Genomic DNA, 14556 nt, shown 5'->3' on the forward strand with positions numbered 1-14556 from the left:
GGCGTTAAGAGTCAAAGAGGGGCAGGCGCTAAGAGGAGGTGGGTGAGCGGCTTTGTGGCGAGCCTCGAGCAAGCCCAAGCGACTCGCCGCTTAGCGTTTTTAAACGCGTAGGGCAGGCGTATAGGCGCTGTAAAAAGTCGAGCAGTGCTGGCTCATCGAGCTCTGGATCGAAGCCTCCGATTCGCTCCAACCACGCACGGCGAATGGCAATGTAGGGGGGAACGGTCACCGCCGAGCTGAGAAAGTGCAGCAACAGACGTTCCGAAAAGCGGGGAGTGGCGGCGTTGATGAGCAGCGCATCCGTCGCCGTGTCTAGCTGTGGATAGAGTAGGTACCAAAGCTGCGCCGCCATGGGTTCTTTATGCAGCGCAATCAGCAGCCAGTCTGCCTGGCTAATATACGCCGCTTGGTTGAGGCGTGCACCTAGGGTATGGGCAGGTGTCACCAAGCCGTGCGCGTGGTAACGCTTTTCGAGATCGGTGAGCCGTTCATCCGAGTGAGCACAGGTCACGATAATGGGTAGGGCATGGTCAGCAAGACCGGATTGGCGAATCGAGCGCAGGTGGCGGGGTAGCAAAGCTCCTGTCACTGAAGCATCAACGATAAAGCAGACCGTACCCATGCACGCGGCTTCCTTTTGTTATGAAAGCATCTCTGTTTGTAATTGATTGTAGATGTGGGTTTCTTTACGTAGCAAGAGAAAGTTTTTTAACGAAAAAAACAGTGAGGCTGGCGAGTTATTCATTTTGGTGCGTCTTGAGTGTTATTTGCACCAAATGCGTGCAAGGAAATGACGGTCTAGGCGTTTGAAAAAGCAATTGCCACTCCCTTGCTGCATTAAGACGCATGGGATGAGTCATTTTTCATATTTTAAAACAAAGAGTTGTTGATATTTTTTTCCATTATGGTGCAGAGTTGGCATGCTCTGTGCTTGTAAGCCATAGGTAGTTTCATCAGCGGCTATTGAAGCGTAGGCAGACGCCTCCAGGCGTGCTACAACGATAGCCGGTCTGAAATGATCGCTGGGCGGTTTGTTATCCATCGTCGAACAAACGTTGAGCGAACAAAAAAGACAAACGCGCCACATGCAGCCGCGTGTTGAACGATTTGTTGAATAACACCTTTATCGATCGCTTACAGTTACACGCTTTAAGCCACGCTCATACCGGAGGACACTATGTCAGCCAAGACTCTCGCGCTAATCGAAGAACATGATGTTAAGTGGGTAGATCTGCGTTTCACCGACACGCGCGGTAAAGAGCAGCACGTCACCGTACCGGCACGCGACGTGAACGAAGAGTTTTTTGAAAACGGCCAGATGTTCGATGGTTCTTCCATCAACGGCTGGAAGGGCATCAACGAGTCTGACATGATCCTGCGTCCGGAAGACGGTACCGCCTTCCTCGACCCCTTCACCGAAGATGCCACACTGATTCTGCGTTGCGACATCATCGAGCCTGCCACTATGCAGGGCTACGATCGCGACCCGCGCTCCATCGCCAAGCGCGCCGAAGCCTACTTGCAGTCGACTGGCCTGGGTGACACTGCCTTCTTCGGTCCGGAGCCGGAATTCTTCATCTTCGATGAGGTGCACTGGAAAGCCGACATTCAAGGCGCCATGTACAAAATCACCTCTGACGAAGGCGCATGGGCGACCAGCAACCAGGTAGAAGGCGGCAACTTGGGCCACCGTCCGCGCGTGAAAGGCGGCTACTTCCCGGTACCCCCGGTCGACAGCTTCCACGATATCCGTGGTGCGATGTGTAACACCCTGGAAGCGATCGGTCAGACCGTCGAAGTTCACCACCACGAAGTGGCGAACGCCGGTCAGAACGAAATCGGCGTGAAGTTCAACACGCTGGTGAAGAAAGCCGACGAAGTTCAGGAAATGAAGTACGTGATCCACAACGTGGCGCACGCTTATGGCAAGACCGCGACCTTCATGCCGAAGCCGCTGGTGGGCGACAACGGCTCGGGCATGCACGTCCACCAGTCGTTCTGGAAAGATGGCCAGAACCAGTTCGCTGGCGACGAGTACGCGGGTCTGTCCGAAATGGCGCTGTACTACATTGGCGGTATCATCAAGCACGCTCGCGCGCTGAACGCCTTCACCAACGCCTCTACCAACTCGTACAAGCGTCTGGTGCCGGGTTTCGAAGCGCCGGTCATGCTGGCCTACAGCGCCCGTAACCGTTCTGCGTCCATCCGTATTCCGTACACCGCTAGCCCGAAAGGCAAGCGTGTCGAGACGCGCTTCCCCGACCCGACCGCCAACCCCTACCTGGCGTTCGCGGCGATGCTGATGGCGGGTATCGATGGTATCAAGAACAAGATCCATCCTGGCGATGCCATGGACAAGAACCTGTACGACCTGCCGCCCGAGGAAGGCAAGTCCGTCCCGACCGTGGCCAACAGCCTGGATCAAGCCCTGGAAGCGCTCGACGCTGACCGTGCGTTCCTGACCGAAGGCGGCGTGTTCACCGACGACATGATCGATGCCTACATCGAACTGAAGATGGAAGACGTCGAGCGTATTCGCATGACGACTCACCCGATCGAGTTCGACATGTACTACAGCTGCTAAGATCACCCTTGAGGTGTCGTTAGCCTGAAAACCCCGCCTCGGCGGGGTTTTTTCGTTGAGGCGAGGTAAGGAAAAGGGAGGAAGACGTCATGATCCGTCGCTGGCACGTGCGCTATGCAAGAGGATTATCCACAGGTGCTGCACTGCTATTGGGGATGTGGGTAAGCGCGGCGCTGGGGCAAACGGTGTATCGCGTGGTGGACGCCCAGGGCAAGGTGACGTTTACCGACAACCCAGAACGTGGCGGTGAAGCCGTCACGTTGGCACCGCTGCCCAGCGTGACGACGGTGCGCTCTGCCCCACCTGACAGCCGAACCCCGGGCCGCACTCAGAGCCATCCCGGGCAACCGTTTATGCCTTATGACCGCTTTACCATCGTCAACCCGGCAAACAGCAGCGCCGTTCGGGGCGGCATGACGCCCGTGGAAGTGCAGGTGGTGCCGCCACTGCGGGACGACCACCAAATTCAACTGAGGGTGAATGGCGAACTGAGCCAATCCGCTCTGCATAGCGACGCCTTCTGGCTGGCGGGGTTACCTGTGGGAGCGCACCATATTCATGCGGAGTTGTTGGATAGCCAGGGCCGTGTGCAGCACCGCACCGATCCGGTGACTATTTTTATCACTGACTAATCGAGTGCACTATAATGGTGCAATGAGGCGGTGGGCTAGGCGGCTCATTGCGCTATTAAGGCTCGTCATCTCCCCGCTATCTGCCCACAAGCCGTGCATGCCGCCGCTTGCGCCGAATTGGCGCGCTTTTTGCAGATCCTCTCGCATACCTCTTTTGATGGATCAGTGCCATGTGTATTGATCGAAGCGACGTTTCAGGACACGCCATGTATCAGCGCTTGCTCGAACACCTCACCACAGCAGTCCTGTTGCTCGACGGTGAACTCCGCGTTCGCTGGATGAACCCGGCGGCGGAAGCGCTGCTGGCCGTGAGCTTTAGCCGCGTGCAGGGGATCAGCCTCGATACGCTGTTGGGCGGAGACGAGAGCATCGACGACGTACTGGCCAAAGCACGCGATGCGTTTCATCCCTATACACAGCGTGAAGCGCGTATCACGCCGCTCAATAGCGAGCCGCTGACCGTCGATTATACCGTGACACCGCTGTCGGCCGACGAGCTGCTGTTGGAAGTCGAGCCGCGGGATCGGTTGATGCAAATCTCCCGAGAGGAGGCCCTTACCACCCGCCAAGAAACCATCAAAGTGCTGGCGCGGGGGTTGGCCCACGAGGTGAAAAATCCGCTAGGGGGCATTCGCGGTGCCGCGCAGCTGTTAGAGCGAGACCTGGATGACCCGGCCCTGCGCGAGTTTACCCATATCATCGTGGAAGAGGTTGACCGCTTGCGTGACTTGGTCGACTCCATGCTAGGGCCGAACCGTATCGTCAAGCATGAGCCGGTCAACATTCATAAAGTGTTGGAGCGCGTAAGGGCGCTGCTGATCGCCGAGCATCCTCAGGTGGTCGTCAGCCGCGACTATGACCCGAGCCTACCGGACCTGTCCGGTGATGAGGCGCAGATGATCCAAGCAGTGCTCAACGTGGCCCGCAACGCGGTGCAAGCCATGAGCGATGCAGGTACGCCCGCGCCCGAACTGACACTGCGTACCCGTGCGCGCCGCCAATTCACTTTGGGAGCCGAGCGGCACCGCCTGGTGAGCGAAGTCGGCATCATCGATAACGGTCCTGGCATCCCCGAGTCGCTACGCGACACCCTTTTTTATCCGATGGTCTCCGGCCGCGCAGAAGGGAGCGGTCTGGGGCTATCGATTGCCCAGTCAATACTGCACCAACATCAAGGATTGATCGAATGCGACTCTCGTCCCGGACACACCGAATTTCGTTTACTGATTCCATTGGTCATTAATTGCACCGGAGAAGCGTCATGACTGAGGCGACACGTACCGATGTTGCACGAGTGGTTATTGTCGATGATGACCGCGCTATCCGCTGGGTATTGGAGCGCGCTCTGGCGCAACCCGATCTGGAGGTCGAGTGTATCGAGCGTGCCGATACGGCGCTCGCACGCTTGCTGGAGAGCCCGCCGGATGTGCTGGTCACCGATATCCGTATGCCGGGCATCGACGGGTTGGATTTAATGGCACGGGTGCGTGATGCCCATCCGGATTTGCCTGTGATCGTCATGACCGCGCACTCCGATCTCGACAGCGCTGTCGCCTCCTATCAAGGCGGGGCATTCGAGTACTTGCCCAAGCCGTTCGATGTGGATGAAGCGCTCGCGCTGGTGCGCCGGGCCGTTGCCCATGCGCGTGAACGGCAGCGGCCGGTGAGTGTGCCGGAAGGTCTTAGCGCCGAGATCATAGGTGAAGCGCCGGCTATGCAAGAGGTCTTCCGGGCGATTGGACGGCTCTCCCATTCGCATATCACAGTACTGATCAACGGTGAGTCGGGTACGGGCAAGGAGCGCGTGGCCCAGGCGCTGCATCAGCATAGTCCGCGCTCGGGAAAGCCGTTCATTGCCTTGAATATGGCGGCGATTCCGCGCGATTTGATCGAATCAGAACTGTTCGGCCACGAGAAAGGCGCGTTTACTGGTGCTGCGCAGCAGCGCCAGGGGCGTTTCGAGCAGGCCAATGGCGGCACGCTGTTTCTCGATGAGATCGGCGACATGCCCGCCGAAACGCAAACCCGCCTGCTGCGCGTGCTGGCCGATGGCGAGTTTTATCGGGTGGGCGGGCATACGCCGGTGAACGTCGATGTACGGATCATCGCGGCAACGCACCAGAACCTTGAATCACTCGTTGACGATGGGCGCTTTCGTGAAGACTTGTTTCACCGCCTGAACGTGATTCGTGTCCATCTTCCGCGTTTGGCCGAGCGGCGCGAGGATATTCCACGCCTCACCCGGCACTTTTTGGCCGAAGCCGCCAAGGAGTTGTCCACCGACATTAAAGTATTGACCCCCGAAGCAGAAGCGCATCTGACCCGCCTGCCGTGGCCCGGTAACGTCCGTCAGCTCGAGAACATTTGCCGATGGCTAACGGTGATGGCTTCCGGTCGGGAGATTCTGGTCGAAGATTTGCCTCCGGAGCTACGCACCGTCGGCACGTCAGAGAGCAGCGTCCATGGCGACTGGCGCTCGGCGTTCCGTGATTGGGCCGATCATGCGCTGGCCGAAGGGCATACCCATTTGCTAGAAGAGGCCGTTCCTGACTTCGAGCGCATTTTGATCGAGACGGCGCTCAAGCACACCGGCGGGCGTAAAGGCGAAGCCGCCGAGCTGCTGGGCTGGGGGCGCAACACCTTGACACGCAAGCTTAAAACGCTGCTGCCTGCGTTGGCGGATGACGCCTAATTCGTGGGCTCGTGGGTAAGGGCTGGAGGTAGAACAAAGACGGCATCGGCAAGCGCGGGGTCTGGGAGGCGGCACTCTGCCTGATCCCACGGCAGTAGGCTGAGGGTGTGTCGAATCCCCATCCCTTCGAGTTGGTGCTCTACGCCGTGGCCATAGGTGACGTGACCAAGGCCCATTAAGCCAACGGCTAACGCACCCTCTTTGACGGCGCCTGCAAGCCCGTGGGCCATGGCGGTATCCCAGGTGAGCTGCGCTTGGGTGAAGCGGGCTAGCATGGCAGGGTCCCCTTGCCCCATGCCATGCTGCTCGAATACCTCGGTCAAACGCTGCTGATAGACTGAACTGGCGGGTAGTGGGGTAGGAATCCCGTAGCGCTGGTCAGCGGGGACACGATCAAAGCCTTCTTGAACGAGCCGTTGGCGCAATTCTGGCGTGATGTTGAGAGCCACCAGCGGAATCGCTTGCAGTCGCGCGAAGTGAAGAATGGGCAAGTAGAGCTCGTCATCGACTCCCCACGCGTCATCCCAGCGGCTTTCGGCCAGCAGCTCTGTCTCGGTCAGCTCGCCCGCTACCCAGCGGTCTAACACCGGCTGAGCGCTTCTTGGCAGCATCTCCAAGCCAACCACCATATCTTCGCGGAGAGCATGCAGCCCTGCGAGCGTGTGCAGCTGCCAGCGGTGATGATCCTCGACGTCGTGCTGTTCGCCCAGTAGTACGACCTGCTGTCGAGCGGCCTGGGCAAGCAGCGTTGGTGCGCCCACGGCACCGTCTGCTTGCCACCACTGCCCTGGTGACGGGCAATCGCCATAGGCGTGTCCCGTGGCAAGTGCCATCGTCAGCAGAATCCATGGCCACGTGGGGCGCATTGTGTTAGCCCTTCTGAGCTTTGAGCCGGTTGATCTCGGCCAAAAGTGCTTCTGCTTCTTCGGTCAGCGTGGCGTTGGCTCGCATATCACCGTTGCGGGACGCCTCCATCGCCGCTTGAAGCTTACGCTCATAGGCTTGCTGAAGCTTTTTTTGAGGGTCGCGATTAAATAGACCGAACATGATCACTCTCCTTTTGTGTGTACACTATTTGTATAGCCATGAGGTGACAATGTCGACTCTTAATCGTTCTTATTTTATGTAGCGCCGCGCTCACTCGTCGCGCATAGCGTTAAAAAACGACGAAAATCAACCAAGATCGTCTCCAAACTGTTATGCAGACGATGATCGTCGTCGATCATCCTGAGTGACAATCGCTGTGCCTGGGCGCGTTCAATAACGGGGCCAGGAGGTACCACATCATCCTGCCAACCGTGAATGATATGCGTGTGCCGCGCTTGAATGGTGGGGGATGTTTCGGGGTATTTGGGTAAGCCAAGCGCAGGGGCAAGCAAAAAACAGCCCAGGACTGGTGTCCGAGCACTGACGGCGGCGCTTAACCAGCCACCAAGGCTAGACCCTGCCATGACGCAACGTGAGGGATCATCGCCGCGCTTCTGAAGTGCCTGCTGTAGATGAGCCAGCCGCTGGGCTGGCTCGTCCATGCCCCGGTAATCCATGACGACTGGCTCACAGTCATCTAGCTGTTCGGCAATGCCCTTGAGCGCTTGCATCTTTAGTGCGCCCGGGCCACTTTCCAAGCCATGTGAAAGGTAGACAGTCATCATCATGGTCAATCCGCCGACCGCTGAATGGCTTCACCGCCTTGTTCGATATCTTGCCCCATTCCGCGAACGGTATTGCAGCCACCCAGCACCAACAGCGTTGCCAGCAGCAAAATGCCCAGTGCGACGGTACGTTTCATCGGCCTTTCCTCATGCCTAAGTATGCCCATGCGAGCGTGAGAGTGTGATAAGTAACATAAGCGTTGTTGTCATCGACCGCTACCGTGAAACGAGGGATTTTGTCACGATGAGCTAACGTCTCATGTGCCAAAGGACGGGGGCAGCTCGTGCGAATTTGTCGCATGTGTCAGTTCGATACATAAAAATTCGCCCTCGTGGGCGCTTCTGTGCTTAACTTGGCAGTGAGTGTTTTCTCTAAGTGATTGTTTTTTATGTTTTTATTTTTGTTTTTTCGAACGATGGCCTAGTGTCTGCAACACATTAAGTGTTATGAAGAGTATGACGTCAGTATCACCCTTTAACAGCGTGAGCAGGCTGACAAGCAATCAAGGAGGGCAGGACGCCCAATCAGCACCAGGGAAGTGAAAGGACACTCAGCCTGCTCACTCTTATCAACACAGGATGTGTTGGTCATCGACGCCAGGGAGTGGCAGCGGTGCAAAACAGCCATCTCGCTTCGGCGGGATGGTTTTTTTGCGTCAATTTTTAACGAGTAACTCTCTGATTTGTCTATTTTTTAATATTTACAGCGTTATTTGAACAGCACTTGTACAGATGAAGAAGGGGTTTTGGTCTATCCTTTCGGTTAAACCAAAATTCAGCGGTTAGAAGACGTCAACGTAGCAACCGCGTACTTTCAGGGACAAGCGCTATGGCGATGGTACTGATGTTGGGCATGTTCGTCCTGTTTCTGGGATTTTCCGGGGTCGGCGTATACATGATGTTCAAGACATCCTTGATGGCGGCGACCGAAGAACGTGACGATATTCCGCCCGATAGGTAGTACCGCCACGTTGACCGTTCGCATCACAAAGCCGCGCGCTCCATCGCTATTTCATGAGCGATAGAGCGCGCGGCTTTTTTTGTGCGTAGCCCCAGAGCGGTGATGGCGTCTTGTCGTAGTACCGGCCGAGGCTAGCCAATCCAGTAAAGGCTCAACAGTGCAAAGCCATAGCCCATGACACCGCCGACCAGAACGTCACTGACGTAGTGCAGCCCAAGTCCTACGCGAGAAATGGCAATCAGCAGGCTGAGTGGTAAAACGATGGGCAGTAACCAGGGCGTATGGGCAGCCACCAAGACGCTAAACATGACGGCATGCATGGTGTGGCCGCTAGGAAAACTGTAGCGGTCTCGGGCAGGCTCACCGCAGTGCACGCCGCCCAAATACGTAATGAAAGGACGTTCGCGGCACAGTTTCGTTTTGACCAGTTTGTAGACTGTAATGGCTATGAGCGCGATCAGCGTGTACTGCAAAATGCGCCCCCATCCATCGGGTTGTAGCCAGGGCTGCGCTGTAATCAGTAGCACCCAAACGGGCCAGTCGCCCAGTTTACTGGCCGCTTGCAGGGTCAGCCGCCAGGGGCGATAGAGCGAGAGGTGAGTGACTCGTTGGCAAAACCGCCACTCCCATAGATCAAGACGATCGAATACGACAAGCGGACGAGCTCGCATGATTAGCCTCCTGGGCCTCGTTGAGGTAGCGCAGAAATTGCTCCGCGATGCCCGACCAGCTCTGTTCTAGGGCGCGTAAACGGGCAATCCTTCCTAGTCGTGCGTATTCGGCGGGATGCTGGCAAAGCGCGACGGCCGCCTGTTGAAACGCCACGGCATCGTTGGGTTCGACCGTAATACCGTTGTGCCCGCTCTGGATCAGTTCGGCGCTGGCGGCATGACGGTATGCCACCACCGCTAACCCGCTGGCCATGGCTTCGGTGATCACATTTCCCCAGGTTTCCGACAGTGATGGAAACACGAACATATCCGCACTGGCATAGTGCCGAGCCAATGCCTGCTTATCGATGAAGCCTGTGAAATACGCGTCAGGTAGTGCTTTTTCTAACTGTGATCTCCCTGGACCATCGCCGACCACCACAAGCGCCATGTCGGGGCGCACATCGCGCATGGCTTGCAGTGTTTCCTGAAGTAAGGTGAGATTTTTTTCTGGTGCAATGCGCCCTACGTAGAGGGCCACTGGCTGGTGTTCACTAACGCCCCACTGCAGCCGGAGTGCGTCATCACGAGAGGCGGGCGAGAAGTGTTCGCCATCGATACCCCGAGACAGCACCTGCACGTCGCGGATGCCCTGCTGGCGCAGTAACGTTGCCTGCTGCTGGGTGGGGACTAGCGTCAGCGCGCAGCCGTTATGAAAGTAACGCAAATAGCGGCGTGTGGCGGACGACAGCCAAGAAACCCCGTAATCGTAGCAATAGTGGTCGAAATTGGTGTGCCATCCCGCGACTAACGGAAGCTGGAGTTGCAAGGCGGCCTGCCGTGCTGCCCAGCCAAGCGGGCCTTGGGTGGCCAGGTAGATCACGTCGGGTCGATGCTGTTGCCAAAAGCGACGCACCGTGGCGGGGCGAGCAAAGCCCACCTGCACGTCACGGTAGCCGGGAATCGAACAGCGATTCACCTGTAGCTCATGCCCGGCGTCTTGGGCAGTGCCAGCGGTTTTAGGCGTCGGTCGAATCACATCCACTGTGACCCCCAGGCGCTGTAATTCACGGCACAACCGGCTGAGCGTGTGGGCAACGCCGTTGATTTCTGGTGACCATGTTTCGCTAACGATACAGAGCCGCATGTGCGATTCATCCCTTTATCACGTTTGCGAACATAGTGCGCAGCCACAATGACATTGACGAGTCAGGTAGGTGAACAAGCGATGACAGCGCGGCTGGGCGCAGCGTGTTCGACGTTTTAATTGTAGGTCTCACTATAAGTTGAAACGTTTATTTCGGATAACAGATAAATGTTAATTTTTGAGGACATTTTTATTCAAGTTTTTATTGATGAAATAGACATAAATAAAATAAAACTTTAAGAAGAATGACATATACCTTCTCTAAGGTAGCCGATGACGAAGCAGTCAATGCTTCGGTCGTGACTTTACAATGTATAGTCTTAATGACTTAAATGGCGAATTAACGCTTTACTCTGGCTCAATAAGTGCTGATAACAAGCACGGGCGAATCTAAAGGGATCCATCATGTTTAAGAAAACGACACTTGCTCTGGCCGTTAGCGGTTTACTGGGTGCCTCTGCTGCCCAAGCGGCGATGGTGTATGATCAAGACGGCACTACGCTGGATATCTATGGCCGTATTGCCATGGGGTTCGAAGGTGGCGGCGCAGAAGAAAACAACGTTGATAATAGTGAAGAGTTTCGCAACTTTGGCTCTCGTTTACGCATTACTGCTGGCCATCAAATCACCTCTGATCTGCGCGCGTTTGCCCGCGTAGAGTGGCGTTTCACGGGCGATGAGCGGAATCAAGCGTCTGGCTTTGACGAAGTGCGTAACAGCTACATTGGGCTGGATAGTGAGCAGTACGGTACTTTTACTGCAGGTAACTTCGATAGCTTCTACGACAGCGAAGTGATGGGTGTATTCGACGTGTATGTCGAGCGCGGCTACGAGTTTGCAGGTGGTGGCCTGCAAGCACGGGGTGACTCTCTGGCGTATATGACGCCGGACCTGAATGGGTTCCAAGCATTCATTGCCGCTAAGCATTTTTCAGAGCGTGGTTTGGAGCCGTCTGATCAAACCAGCGAAGGGAACGTGATCGCTACTCAAGGGGGCGTAACTTATGCCACTGGCCCGCTGCGCCTGGCGCTGGGTTACGTCGAAGATACCGTTCGTGGCGGTGGCAATGGTGAAACACGCGTGGGTACGACCGCTGAATACGCCATCAATGACGCTTTCTCGGCACGCCTGGGTTACGAAACCCGCGGTGACAGTGACACTCAGGGCGGCGGCTTTGACACCGTTGGTCTGGGTGGCACCTTCGCTACTGGCGCATGGACGTTCTACCTCGATTACTACAACATCGAGCTGGACAACGTTTCCGACAGCCGCGATGCCTGGGCCGCTGCCGCGCATTACGATCTGTCCAACAACTTCGATGTCTTCGTGGAGTTGAACGATGCCAACGAAGATGCGGTGAATAGCTACGAAGATGACCTGTATTACGCGGTAGGTGCGCGTTATCACTTCTAAGTGAGCGTCTGGGTTTAATTCATGCCCTAGGTTCCTTAATGTTTTAAGCTTTGAAAGATCGTTTTTGCCGATGTGTTCATGACACATCGGCTTTTTGCGTTATGCTGTTTTATTATTTAATCGTGTGTTTAAGGAGAGAGTATGTCGTCCATCGTTGTGATTACAGGCGCAAATCGGGGCGTAGGGTTAGCCCTGGCTGAGCATTATCAACAGGAGGGATGGAATGTTATCGGCGTGTGTCGCCAAACGTCTGATGAGTTAGATCGTGTCGCCGTCAACGTGATAGAAGACATTGATGTGACCCAGGACGACGATATCGCGCGCCTTTCTGCGGCGTTAGCCGGGCACACCATTGATCTGTTGATCAACAACGCGGGTCTGCTGCGCGATGATGTGCTGGGAGATATCGAGATCGACAGCCTACGCCAGCAAATGGAAATCAATGCCTATGCACCGCTGCGAGTATCCGAAGCGCTGCTGCCGCTGATGAAAAAGGGCAGTAAAATCGCCAATATTACCAGCCGGATGGGCTCTTTAGCCGACAACGACTCAGGCGGCCGCTACGGCTATCGCGCGTCAAAAGCGGCGCTGAACGCCTTTGGTAAATCGCTGGCCATCGATCTCAAGCCTCGCGGCATCGCCGTGGCACAGCTGCATCCGGGCTATGTGAAAACCCGGATGGTCAACTTTGGCGGCCACATCAGCCCCCAGGAAGCCGCAACGGGCATTGCCGCCTGCATCACAGCGCTCAACTTAGAGAATAGCGGCGGCTTCTGGCACTCCAATGGCGAACAGTTGCCTTGGTAATGTAGGGTAGGCAACCCAGTGGGGCGCCACTACAAGGAAATCGATAATGGGTGCATTACCGATCTTGCCCAGGGCGAGTAGCTTGGCCACCCGCCGAAGGCGCTAGTTACTTACGTACTAATGAAAGGTGCGCTTGCCAGTGGTGCTGTTGAACGGATGCAGCGCATCACCGGTGACATATACCTGCAGCGTTTCGCCTTCACGCACCGGCGGCTGGCCTGCCGTGCGAATCACCGTAGGCTGTTCGCTGCCCGCCAAGTTAACGTAGAGATGGCTCTCTGCGCCAGCAGCCTCGAACAGCATCAAGGTCGTGTCTAGTGTGACGTAAGGCACTGTTGGTAGGGTGAGCTGCATATCGTCTGGGCGTATGCCGACGGTATCGGTCTCTTTTGGCAACTGGCTTAGCACGCCTTGGGTGTCCTGCTGCTGCAGGTAGGCCAGCGGCAGCATGTTCATGGCGGGGGAGCCGATGAACTCCGCCACGAACATGGTGGCCGGTCGGGCGTAGATCTCCATCGGGGTGCCTACCTGCTCGATCTGTCCGGCATTGAGCACCACGAGCCGGTCCCCCAGCGTCATTGCTTCGAGCTGGTCGTGGGTCACGTAGAGGCTGGTGGTTTTCAAGCGACGCTGCAGCTGCTTGATCTCGACGCGCATCTGCACGCGCAGCTTGGCATCCAGGTTAGAGAGCGGCTCGTCAAACAGAAACGCTGCGGGCTCGCGCACTAAGGCGCGGCCCATGGCCACCCGCTGGCGCTGGCCACCGGAGAGTTTGCGCGGCTTGCGCTCCAGGAAGTCCTCGATCTCCAGCATCTTGGCCGCTGCGCGCACCCGCTGTTCAATAGCGTCTTTCTTGAAGCCGCGATTTTTCAGGCCATAGGCCAAGTTGTTGTACACCGTCATGTGGGGGTAGAGGGCATAGTTTTGGAACACCATGGCGATGTCCCGGTCGGCGGGCTCAAGTTGGTTCACCACTCGCTCGCCGATCTTTAACGTGCCTTCAGTGATGCTCTCCAGGCCTGCCACCATGCGCAGCAGCGTGGATTTACCGCAGCCAGAAGGCCCCACCAGCACCACGAACTCGCCATCTTGGATATGTAAATCGACGCCTTTGACCGCTGCCACGTTGCCCGCGTAGGTTTTTTTCAGCCCTTCCAAGGTAATGCTGGCCATGGTTATTTCTCCGTCTCGGTCAGGCCTTTCACAAACAGGCGTTGCATGAACAAAATCACTAATACCGGTGGCAGAGCCGCCATCACCACGGCGGCCATGATGAGATGCCACTGCGGGTTCTCTTCCGATGTCATGCGCTGAATACCCATGACGATGGTGTAGTAGTCCGGATCGGTGGTAATCAGCAGCGGCCATAGATATTGGTTCCAGCCGTAAATGAACATGATCACGAACAGTGCGGCGATATTGGTGATCGAGAGCGGCATCAGAATGTCTTTAAAGAATTTCAGTGGGCCTGCGCCATCGACCCGCGCGGCTTCCAACATCTCCTCGGGGATCGTCATAAAGAACTGCCGAAACAGAAACGTCGCGGTGGCGGAAGCAATCAGCGGTATCGACAGCCCGGCAAAGCTATTGAGCATGTTGAGATCCGCGACCACCTGAAAGGTAGGTATGATGCGCACCTCCACCGGTAGCATCAGCGTCAGAAAGATCAGCCAGAAGAAAAACAGTCGAAAGCGGAAGCGGAAGTAAACGATTGCAAAGGCGGAGAGCAGCGAGATCGACAGCTTACCCACGGTAATCGCCATGGCCATGATGAAGCTGTTCCATAGCATGGTGCCGGCCGGCGGTGCGCCCGCGTTCGACACGCCGGATTGCCACATGCGGGTAAAGTTTTCGATGCCGTGGGCACCGGGCAGCATCGGCAGCGTGCCGCGCAGCAGGTCGCCCGGCGCTTGGGTCGAGGCCACCAGCGCCACGTAGACGGGAAAGACTACCACCGCGACGCCGAGCATCAGCGTTAAGTGGGCAAAAAAGTTTGCCCAGGGACGATTTTCAACCAT

17 protein-coding genes are annotated in these 14556 nt (G+C 56.6%); 7 read left to right on the forward strand and 10 right to left on the reverse strand.

Features of this window, described 5'->3' with window-relative positions; genetic code table 11:
* Positions 1 to 28: 28 nt before the first annotated feature.
* Both GYM47_RS01175 and GYM47_RS01180 read right to left on the reverse strand, forming a co-directional pair.
* On the reverse strand, positions 29 to 622 hold the full coding sequence (locus tag GYM47_RS01175; protein WP_153843223.1) for a glycosyltransferase family protein: 594 nt from the start codon (positions 620 to 622) through the stop codon (positions 29 to 31).
* Between the two features lie 234 nt (positions 623 to 856).
* Positions 857 to 1042: a hypothetical protein gene (locus GYM47_RS01180; protein ID WP_153843222.1), complete on the reverse strand. Its 186-nt coding sequence runs from the start codon at positions 1040 to 1042 to the stop codon at positions 857 to 859.
* Between the two features lie 135 nt (positions 1043 to 1177).
* On the opposite strand from GYM47_RS01180, the gene glnA reads away from it, so the two are divergent.
* The 4 genes from glnA (at position 1178) to ntrC (ending at position 5908) form a co-directional block, all read left to right on the forward strand.
* Complete coding sequence (gene glnA, locus GYM47_RS01185) at positions 1178 to 2584, forward strand: glutamate--ammonia ligase (protein ID WP_139527893.1); 1407 nt, start codon at positions 1178 to 1180, stop codon at positions 2582 to 2584.
* A gap of 89 nt (positions 2585 to 2673) precedes the next feature.
* Entirely contained in the window at positions 2674 to 3216 is a 543-nt protein-coding gene (locus GYM47_RS01190; protein WP_153843221.1) for a DUF4124 domain-containing protein, read from the forward strand.
* Positions 3217 to 3422: 206 nt separating this feature from the next.
* On the forward strand, positions 3423 to 4481 hold the full coding sequence (gene glnL / locus GYM47_RS01195) for a nitrogen regulation protein NR(II) (RefSeq protein WP_153843289.1): 1059 nt from the start codon (positions 3423 to 3425) through the stop codon (positions 4479 to 4481).
* A complete protein-coding gene (gene ntrC, locus GYM47_RS01200) occupies positions 4478 to 5908 on the forward strand; it encodes a nitrogen regulation protein NR(I) (RefSeq protein WP_139527895.1) in 1431 nt (476 codons plus the stop codon). The genes glnL and ntrC overlap by 4 nt, the downstream gene beginning before the upstream one ends.
* Here the strand turns inward: ntrC and GYM47_RS01205 are convergent.
* From GYM47_RS01205 to GYM47_RS01220, 4 genes are all read right to left on the reverse strand, one after another.
* A complete protein-coding gene (locus tag GYM47_RS01205) occupies positions 5905 to 6774 on the reverse strand; it encodes a ChaN family lipoprotein (RefSeq protein ID WP_168444418.1) in 870 nt (289 codons plus the stop codon). The genes ntrC and GYM47_RS01205 overlap by 4 nt on opposite strands.
* A gap of 4 nt (positions 6775 to 6778) precedes the next feature.
* Complete coding sequence (locus GYM47_RS01210) at positions 6779 to 6955, reverse strand: DUF6435 family protein (RefSeq protein WP_139527896.1); 177 nt, start codon at positions 6953 to 6955, stop codon at positions 6779 to 6781.
* A gap of 74 nt (positions 6956 to 7029) precedes the next feature.
* On the reverse strand, positions 7030 to 7560 hold the full coding sequence (locus GYM47_RS01215; protein WP_139528004.1) for a YqiA/YcfP family alpha/beta fold hydrolase: 531 nt from the start codon (positions 7558 to 7560) through the stop codon (positions 7030 to 7032).
* Positions 7561 to 7565: 5 nt separating this feature from the next.
* Entirely contained in the window at positions 7566 to 7697 is a 132-nt protein-coding gene (locus GYM47_RS01220; protein ID WP_139527897.1) for an entericidin A/B family lipoprotein, read from the reverse strand.
* Between the two features lie 692 nt (positions 7698 to 8389).
* Here GYM47_RS01220 and GYM47_RS18440 point away from each other — a divergent pair.
* Positions 8390 to 8521, forward strand: coding sequence for a hypothetical protein (locus GYM47_RS18440; protein WP_255303963.1), 132 nt, complete (start codon positions 8390 to 8392; stop codon positions 8519 to 8521).
* A gap of 131 nt (positions 8522 to 8652) precedes the next feature.
* On the opposite strand, the gene GYM47_RS01225 is transcribed toward GYM47_RS18440, so the two are convergent.
* Positions 8653 to 9192: a phosphatase PAP2 family protein gene (locus GYM47_RS01225; RefSeq protein WP_153843220.1), complete on the reverse strand. Its 540-nt coding sequence runs from the start codon at positions 9190 to 9192 to the stop codon at positions 8653 to 8655.
* A complete protein-coding gene (locus GYM47_RS01230) occupies positions 9155 to 10318 on the reverse strand; it encodes a glycosyltransferase family 4 protein (RefSeq protein WP_153843219.1) in 1164 nt (387 codons plus the stop codon). The genes GYM47_RS01225 and GYM47_RS01230 overlap by 38 nt, the downstream gene beginning before the upstream one ends.
* A 405-nt stretch (positions 10319 to 10723) precedes the next feature.
* On the opposite strand from GYM47_RS01230, the gene GYM47_RS01235 reads away from it, so the two are divergent.
* Both GYM47_RS01235 and GYM47_RS01240 read left to right on the forward strand, forming a co-directional pair.
* Complete coding sequence (locus GYM47_RS01235) at positions 10724 to 11731, forward strand: porin (RefSeq protein WP_153843218.1); 1008 nt, start codon at positions 10724 to 10726, stop codon at positions 11729 to 11731.
* Positions 11732 to 11872: 141 nt separating this feature from the next.
* Positions 11873 to 12538: an SDR family oxidoreductase gene (locus tag GYM47_RS01240; RefSeq protein WP_153843217.1), complete on the forward strand. Its 666-nt coding sequence runs from the start codon at positions 11873 to 11875 to the stop codon at positions 12536 to 12538.
* A 117-nt stretch (positions 12539 to 12655) separates the two neighbouring features.
* On the opposite strand, the gene GYM47_RS01245 is transcribed toward GYM47_RS01240, so the two are convergent.
* The gene (locus GYM47_RS01245) at positions 12656 to 13711 is read right to left on the reverse strand and encodes a sn-glycerol-3-phosphate import ATP-binding protein UgpC (protein ID WP_139527906.1); all 1056 of its coding nucleotides are present in this window, start codon (positions 13709 to 13711) and stop codon (positions 12656 to 12658) included.
* A 2-nt stretch (positions 13712 to 13713) separates the two neighbouring features.
* Entirely contained in the window at positions 13714 to 14556 is an 843-nt protein-coding gene (gene ugpE, locus GYM47_RS01250; RefSeq protein WP_153843216.1) for a sn-glycerol-3-phosphate ABC transporter permease UgpE, read from the reverse strand.

It is taken from the genome of Vreelandella piezotolerans, from assembly GCF_012427705.1.
GTDB lineage: Bacteria > Pseudomonadota > Gammaproteobacteria > Pseudomonadales > Halomonadaceae > Vreelandella > Vreelandella piezotolerans.

Coding starts and splice junctions, on each gene's coding strand:
- GYM47_RS01175 (WP_153843223.1), bottom strand. CDS start 622: ATGGGTACGGTCTGCTTTATCGTTGATGCTTCAGTGACAGGAGCTTTG.
- GYM47_RS01180 (WP_153843222.1), bottom strand. CDS start 1,042: ATGGATAACAAACCGCCCAGCGATCATTTCAGACCGGCTATCGTTGTA.
- glnA (WP_139527893.1), top strand. CDS start 1,178: ATGTCAGCCAAGACTCTCGCGCTAATCGAAGAACATGATGTTAAGTGG.
- GYM47_RS01190 (WP_153843221.1), top strand. CDS start 2,674: ATGATCCGTCGCTGGCACGTGCGCTATGCAAGAGGATTATCCACAGGT.
- glnL (WP_153843289.1), top strand. CDS start 3,423: ATGTATCAGCGCTTGCTCGAACACCTCACCACAGCAGTCCTGTTGCTC.
- ntrC (WP_139527895.1), top strand. CDS start 4,478: ATGACTGAGGCGACACGTACCGATGTTGCACGAGTGGTTATTGTCGAT.
- GYM47_RS01205 (WP_168444418.1), bottom strand. CDS start 6,774: ATGCGCCCCACGTGGCCATGGATTCTGCTGACGATGGCACTTGCCACG.
- GYM47_RS01210 (WP_139527896.1), bottom strand. CDS start 6,955: ATGTTCGGTCTATTTAATCGCGACCCTCAAAAAAAGCTTCAGCAAGCC.
- GYM47_RS01215 (WP_139528004.1), bottom strand. CDS start 7,560: ATGATGACTGTCTACCTTTCACATGGCTTGGAAAGTGGCCCGGGCGCA.
- GYM47_RS01220 (WP_139527897.1), bottom strand. CDS start 7,697: ATGAAACGTACCGTCGCACTGGGCATTTTGCTGCTGGCAACGCTGTTG.
- GYM47_RS18440 (WP_255303963.1), top strand. CDS start 8,390: ATGGCGATGGTACTGATGTTGGGCATGTTCGTCCTGTTTCTGGGATTT.
- GYM47_RS01225 (WP_153843220.1), bottom strand. CDS start 9,192: ATGCGAGCTCGTCCGCTTGTCGTATTCGATCGTCTTGATCTATGGGAG.
- GYM47_RS01230 (WP_153843219.1), bottom strand. CDS start 10,318: ATGCGGCTCTGTATCGTTAGCGAAACATGGTCACCAGAAATCAACGGC.
- GYM47_RS01235 (WP_153843218.1), top strand. CDS start 10,724: ATGTTTAAGAAAACGACACTTGCTCTGGCCGTTAGCGGTTTACTGGGT.
- GYM47_RS01240 (WP_153843217.1), top strand. CDS start 11,873: ATGTCGTCCATCGTTGTGATTACAGGCGCAAATCGGGGCGTAGGGTTA.
- GYM47_RS01245 (WP_139527906.1), bottom strand. CDS start 13,711: ATGGCCAGCATTACCTTGGAAGGGCTGAAAAAAACCTACGCGGGCAAC.
- ugpE (WP_153843216.1), bottom strand. CDS start 14,556: ATGGTTGAAAATCGTCCCTGGGCAAACTTTTTTGCCCACTTAACGCTG.